This window comes from Pseudoxanthomonas suwonensis (genome assembly GCF_010093235.1).
Classification (GTDB): domain Bacteria; phylum Pseudomonadota; class Gammaproteobacteria; order Xanthomonadales; family Xanthomonadaceae; genus Pseudoxanthomonas; species Pseudoxanthomonas suwonensis.
In genome coordinates, this window is sequence record NZ_PDWP01000016.1 from 93,006 (window position 1) to 99,116 (window position 6,111).

The 6,111-nt window shown below is 73.0% G+C and carries 5 protein-coding genes and 1 pseudogene; 1 reads left to right on the plus strand and 5 read right to left on the minus strand.

Annotated features, from left to right (window positions below; translation table 11 throughout):
• Position 1: 1 nt before the first annotated feature.
• Entirely contained in the window at positions 2-484 is a 483-nt protein-coding gene (locus tag CSC68_RS09580) for a hypothetical protein (protein WP_246193518.1), read from the minus strand.
• Positions 485-585: 101 nt separating this feature from the next.
• Here CSC68_RS09580 and rnfB point away from each other — a divergent pair, with 101 nt between their 5' ends.
• On the plus strand, positions 586-1,005 hold the full coding sequence (rnfB, locus tag CSC68_RS09585) for an Rnf electron transport complex subunit RnfB (protein WP_162203328.1): 420 nt from the start codon (positions 586-588) through the stop codon (positions 1,003-1,005).
• Here rnfB and CSC68_RS09590 read toward each other — a convergent pair.
• The 4 genes and pseudogenes from CSC68_RS09590 to CSC68_RS09605 all read right to left on the minus strand — a co-directional run.
• Complete coding sequence (locus tag CSC68_RS09590; RefSeq protein WP_162203329.1) at positions 1,002-1,934, minus strand: TraB/GumN family protein; 933 nt, start codon at positions 1,932-1,934, stop codon at positions 1,002-1,004. The two genes, rnfB and CSC68_RS09590, sit on opposite strands and share 4 nt — an antisense overlap.
• Positions 1,934-2,851, minus strand: a complete 918-nt coding sequence (locus tag CSC68_RS09595; RefSeq protein ID WP_425501236.1) for a DUF1684 domain-containing protein — start codon at positions 2,849-2,851, stop codon at positions 1,934-1,936. Before CSC68_RS09595 ends, CSC68_RS09590 begins: the two co-directional genes overlap by 1 nt.
• Positions 2,852-2,865: 14 nt before the next feature.
• Positions 2,866-4,716 (minus strand): annotated as a pseudogene (gene mutL, locus CSC68_RS09600) (DNA mismatch repair endonuclease MutL).
• An 85-nt stretch (positions 4,717-4,801) separates the two neighbouring features.
• A partial coding sequence (locus CSC68_RS09605; protein WP_162203330.1) for an N-acetylmuramoyl-L-alanine amidase occupies positions 4,802-6,111 on the minus strand: 1,310 nt, incomplete at its 5' end.

Below are 6,111 nucleotides of genomic sequence, written 5' to 3' on the forward strand. Positions count from 1 at the left end.
GTCAGTCGGCCAGCGGGCCGGTCTCCGCCACCGGCTCGAAATGCACCCGTACGAAACGGCCGCCCTCGAACACGAAGTAATGCCGGCCGTGGCCGGGGAAGCCTTCGAGCTTTCCTCCAACGACCAGCAGGCGGCTGTCGGGCCGGTAGTCCAGCATTTCGCCGGCTCCGTTCCAGCAGCAGGCCGCACCGGGCAGCGGCACCAGCCTTCCACTGCCGCGGTCGGCGGCCAGCAGCCGCAGGCAGTCGGTACCGCAACCCCATTGCACCAGCACCTGGTCACCGGCGAAGTCCGGCGCGCCCGACAGGACCTCGGCCAACAGCGGTCCGAGTCCGTCCGCGGCGTCATCGGCGATGCGCGGAACCGCCGCCGTGGCGAAGTCCTGCACCTGCACCGCGTACGCCGCGTGTCCGGGCGCCACGGCCTCCTGCGTCGCGGCGGGCGTGGCCCAGAGCGTCAGCACCAGCATCGTTTCCAGGCGCATCGCATCCTCCTTGTCCAGGCTGCAGCGAGGATGGCGCGGGCTGGCGCGTGTGCACAACCTGCGCAGCGGCGATAATGGCCGGCCCGCCGCATCCCTCGCGCATGTCCGCTCCGCTTCCTCCACTGGTCGAACGTCTCGACCGCCTGCTGCCGCAGACCCAGTGCGGCCAGTGCGGCTATGCCGGCTGCCGTCCGTATGCGGAGGCCATGGCCGCCGGCGAGGCCGACCCGGACCACTGCCCGCCGGGCGGCGACGAGGGCGCGCGGGCGCTGGCGCGGGTGCTGGGCGTACCGCCCGTGCCCTACGACCGCAACCGCGGCAGCTGCAAGCCACCGGCCGTCGCGGTGGTGGTGGAAGCGGACTGCATTGGCTGCACCAAGTGCATCCAGGCCTGCCCGGTGGACGCGATCATCGGCGGGCCGAAGCTGATGCACGTCGTGCTGGATCCGTTGTGTACCGGCTGCGAGCTGTGCGTGCCCGCCTGCCCGGTGGACTGCATCGTGATGGAGCCGGCGCCCTAAGTGCGAGGGCCGGCTCGGCGCGCCGCGCAGGCGTCGCAGACGCGTTCGACCCGGTAGCCCTTCGCGCGCAACAGCTCGACCAGGCCATCGTCGCCGAGCAGGTGCAGCGCACCGACCACCACCAGCGTGTCGCCCCGGTCGCGTGCCAGATACCGTTCGATCTGCGGCAACCAGGCATTGTTGCGATCGACGTTGACCCGCGCGTACAGGTCCGGGTAGCCGCGCCGCAATGGCTCGCCCATTTCCCGCCACAGGCGCGCATCGTCGCCCTCCCGCCATGCAGCGTGCAGGCCGTCCACCAGGTCGGGGCCCTCCTCGGCCTGCTCCAGCGCCTGGGCCAGCATCTGCACCTGCTCGGCCGGCGCCATGCCCGCGAGCACGGCGATCTGCTGCTCCGCCCGCTCCAGGCCGGCGGTGGGCTTGCCGGCGCGTACGGCCGCCTCCATCAGGTGGCGATCCAGGCCCAGCGCCGGATCCAGGCCCTGGCGCTGCATGCTGGCCAGCGTCACCACCAGCCCCACGTACCAGGGCTCGACCTGCGACAGTTGCGCCAGCGGCAGGCCATTGGGCCCGGCGTAGGCCTCCAGGCGCGACCACAGCCCTGGCCCCAGGTCCTCGCGCAACGTGCCCGGCCTGCGGCGCTGCGCGGCCCGGGCCATGCCCGAAGCCACCGCGGGCGATCCCATTTCCTCCGGCGGCAGCTCGAACACCACCGCCGCCGCGTCGTCGAACGCGGCCTGCACCTCCGCGGCCAGCGGATAGTCGTCCGGGCGCAGAAGGTGGAAGGAACCGAGCAGGTAGACCGCGTTGTCGGCGTCGGAAACCTTCCACAGCAAGGGCACCGGCGGCGCGGCCAGCGCCGGCAGGACCAGCAGCAGGCCGAGCAGCAGGGCGGCCCAGCGGCCGGCCCGCGGTGCGCGGCGGCCCATCAGTGGACCTTGCCCACGTAGTTCTTCTCGCCGGCGGTGATGGCCAGGTCGAGCCGGTTCTCCGGCGGCGGCAGCGGGCAGGTCGCAAACAGGGTGAAGGCGCACGGCGGGTTGTAGGCCCGGTTGAAGTCCAGCACCACGCGGCCGCTGGGGTCCGGCCCCGCCGCATCCAGGAACCGGCCGGCCGGATAGCTGCCATGGCCGCTGGTGCGGTCGGCCAGCACGAAGAACAGTCCGTCGCCGTCGGCCAGGGCCTCCAGGCGGAAAGTACGCCCGTCGCGCACGAACTCGACCACGCCGGGGTTGGGAGAATTGTTCTGGGTGCCGACGATATCGGCGATGGGCAGGGTCTTGCCCGGCGGATGGGCGATGAAGCGGCCCTCGATCCGCCATGACGGATCCGCCGGCCAGTACTGCAGGCCGGCGAACTGCACCCGCGTCGGCGCCTCGGAATGGCGCACGCGCAGCGCATGCCGGTCGCCGCGCTGCACCAGCGTCAGCTTGCCCTTGTCCTCGTCGAAGCCGATCACCGACTGCACGCCGTCGCGGTCGCTGTACAGGCGCACCCTCCCCTTCAGCGGCTCGCCGTTGTAGGTCAGTTCCACGCCCTGCTCCGGGGTGAACCAGTAGCTGCCGTCGTTGTCGCGGGTGACCAGGCCCATGCGTTCCGGACCGAAGGCCAGTCGCATGGTGTTGCCGATGCGCTCGCCGCTGCCGATGTGGTGGGCCTTCAGCTCCAGCCAGTGCAGGCCGACCAGGCTGGTCCAGCCGTCCGGGCGCAGCAACTCTGCCAGGCGCTGGTCGCGCCAGGCCCGGTGTTCGGCCTGGAACGCCGAATTGACGGCAGTGGCGTCGCCTTCGGCCGTTCCGTGCCTGTCGCAGCCGGCGGCAAAGGCCAGCAGCAGCGCCATCCCCATGGCAAGGACGGGTTTCACCTTCCCCTCAGGAACCATCGATCGATCTCCCCCAGACTGAAACGCGCCCAGGTCGGGCGCCCGTGGTTGCATTGCCCCGAGCGTTCGGTGGCTTCCATGTCGCGAAGCAGGGCGTTCATTTCCGGAATCGTCAGGCGCCGGTTGGCGCGCACCGCGCCATGGCAGGCCATGGTCGAAAGCAGCTCGTCGCGCGCGGCGGCCACGCGGCGGGTGGCGCCATGCTCGCGCAGGTCGGCCAGCACGTCGCGCAGCAGCGCCTCCGGGTCGGCGTGCGCCAGCAGGGCCGGCACGCTGCGCACGGCCAGGGTCTGCGGACCGCTGCGGGTAACCTCGAATCCGAGCTGCACCAGGGTCTCTGCCTCGCGCTCGGCGACGTCGGCGTCGCGCTCGCCCACCGCCAGCGACAGCGGCACCAGCAGCGGCTGCGCGCGCAGGCCCATGCCGTCGTGCGCGGCCTTGAGCCGCTCATAGCCGATGCGCTCGTGCGCGGCGTGCATGTCCACCACCACCAGGCCTTCGGCGTTCTCGGCCAGGATGTAGATGCCATGCAGCTGCGCGATCGCGTAACCCAGCGGCGGCACCTCGCCGTTGCCCTCGGGCAGCACCGCTTCCTGGGGCGGCAGCGGCGGCATGGCGGGCGTCGGGCCGATGCCGGGGGTGCCCTACAGCGCGGCAAGGGCGCCCACCGCCTCGTCCACGCGCAGGCCAAGGGGCTGCGGGGCCGGCGTCCATGGCACGAAGGGTCGCGCGCCGCCATTGCCTTCCGTGCCAGGTGCCGGGTACGACGCTGGATAGGACGGGCCCACGCCGGATGGCTGCGCGCCGGTCGCCGGGGCGACGCCGGTCTCGACGCCGGCGCGGGTGTGCGCCAGCGCTTCCTGCAGGGTGCGGAACACGAAGTCATGGATCAGGCGCGCATCGCGGAAACGCACTTCGTGCTTGGCCGGATGCACGTTGACGTCCACCCGCGTCGGGTCCAGCTCCAGGAAGAGCACGTAGGCCGGCTGGCGGCCGTGGTAGAGCACGTCCTGGTAGGCCAGCTTCACCGCGTGGGCGACGCTGCGGTCGCGCACCGCGCGGCCGTTGACGTAAAGGTACTGCTGGTCGGCGCTGGCGCGCGAATAATGCGGCTGCGCGATCCAGCCATGCAGGCGCAGGCCGGCGCCGCTGTGGTCGATGCGCAGCGCGCTGCGCGCGAAGTCCTCGCCCAGGGTCTCGCCCAGGCGCGCGGCCGCATCCAGGTCGCCGGCGCGGTAGCGGCGCGAAGGCTTGCCGTTGTGGCTCACCCGCAGCTCCACGTCCGGACGCGCCAGCGCCAGCGAACGCAGCCATTCCTCGATGTGGCCCAGCTCTGTGCGCTCGGCGCGCAGGAACTTGCGCCGCGCCGGCACGTTGTAGAACAGGTCGCGCACTTCGACCGTGGTGCCCGGCGCATGCGCCTTGGGCACGATCTCGCCGACCCGGCCGCCGTCCACGTGCAGCGCGGCGCCGTGTTCGGCATCGCGCGGACGCGAGGCCAGCATGAAGCGGCTGACGGAGGCGATCGAGGGCAGCGCCTCGCCGCGGAAGCCCAGCGTGGCCACCGCCTCCAGGTCGTCGAGCGAAGCGATCTTGCTGGTGGCGTGGCGGCTGACCGCGAGCGGCAGCTCCTCCGGCGGGATGCCACCACCGTCGTCGCGGATCCGGATCAGGCGGATGCCACCCTCCTCCAGGTCGATGTCCACCCGGGTCGCGCCGGCATCGAGGGCGTTCTCCACCAGCTCCTTGACCACCGAGGCGGGGCGTTCGACCACCTCGCCGGCGGCAATCTGGTTGATCAGGGTGTCAGGCAGGGGTCGGATCGGCACGGCATCACGGCGGCACGTCGGCCGGCAGGAGGAACAGGCGTGATGATAGCCGCCGCGCCGGCGCCGCGCGGGCGCCTGGCGCGGATCAGGGCGTGCCGCCGGCGCCGGCCGCGGCAAGGCTGGCCTCGGCGCGCATCGCGAACAGCGTGCCCGGCGGCGGCTGCCGGGTGAAGTAGGTGCTGATGCCGTCGAGCACCGCACCGGCCACCTTGCGCTGGAAGGCCGGGTCGGAGAGCCGCTTCTCCTCCTCGGGGTTGGAGATGAAGGCCGTCTCCACCAGCATCGCCGGCATGTCGGACGTGCGCAGCACGGCGAAGTTCGCGCGCTCGATGTTGGGCTTGTGGTTGTTGCCCACGCGCTTGAGGCCGCCAAGGACGTGGTTGGCCGCGTCCTCGGAGGCGCGCATGTGCCCGCTCTGGGCCAGGTCCAGCAGGACGTTGGCCAGCACCGCCTCGGTCTTCTGCAGGCGCACGCCGCCGACCAGGTCCGCGGCGTTTTCCTTGTCGGCCAGCCAGCGTGCGCGCTGGGAGGACGCGCCCTTGGTGGACAGCACGTAGACCGAGGAGCCGCGCGCGTTGCGGTTCTCGGCGGCATCGGCATGGATGGAAATGAAGATGTCGGCCTTGGCTGCGCGCGCGCGCTGGGCACGCATGGGCAGCGGGATGAACACGTCGCTGTCGCGTACCAGGAAGGCCTTCAGTCCCGGCGTGGCATCGACCTGGCGCGCCAGTTCCCGCGCCATCGCCAGGGTCACGTCCTTCTCGCGCTTGCCGGTCGGGCCGACCGCGCCCGGGTCCTGGCCGCCGTGGCCGGCGTCGATCGCCACGATCAGCGGGCGGGCGCCGGCGGGGATGGCGGCCGGCCGCACCGGGGCGGGAGCCGGAGTGGAGGCAACAGTCGCCGCCGGAGCCGGCTGCCCGCCGGCCTCCTGGGATCCGGCGCCCGGCGAGGTGCTGGTGACGGGCGCCTGAGCGGCACCGGGGGTCACGGCGGTGGCGACCGCACGTCCCTCGAGGATGGCCTGCGGCGATACGGAGCTGGATGCCGGTGCCGGCGGCTGCGAAGCCGGCGCGTCCGCGCTGCCGGCCTGCACCACCTGGGCGGTGAGCAGCGCAGTGGCGCGGGCGGCCTCGGCACGGGCCTCGGCGTCGCTGGCCGGCGCCTGGGACGGAGCGGCCGCCGCGGTGGTCGTAGCGGCTGCCGGCACGGCGGGCTTCGGCTCGGGCGCCGAGGCCGCGGCCGGGCCATCGCCGGGCCACCCGATCACCAGGCGCGCCCCGGCGGCGGTCGGGTCCGGGCGGACGGGCAGGGTGGCGGCCGGCGGGGGCCGGTCGAACACGATGGGGGAGGGGCCCGGGCCCGGCCGGCCGGGACGGCAGCCGGGGGCCCAGCCCG

Excerpts from the sequence above, each read along its gene's own strand:
- CSC68_RS09580 (WP_246193518.1), bottom strand. The coding sequence starts at position 484 with ATGCGCCTGGAAACGATGCTGGTGCTGACGCTCTGGGCCACGCCCGCC.
- rnfB (WP_162203328.1), top strand. The coding sequence starts at position 586 with ATGTCCGCTCCGCTTCCTCCACTGGTCGAACGTCTCGACCGCCTGCTG.
- CSC68_RS09590 (WP_162203329.1), bottom strand. The coding sequence starts at position 1,934 with ATGGGCCGCCGCGCACCGCGGGCCGGCCGCTGGGCCGCCCTGCTGCTC.
- CSC68_RS09595 (WP_425501236.1), bottom strand. The coding sequence starts at position 2,851 with ATGGGGATGGCGCTGCTGCTGGCCTTTGCCGCCGGCTGCGACAGGCAC.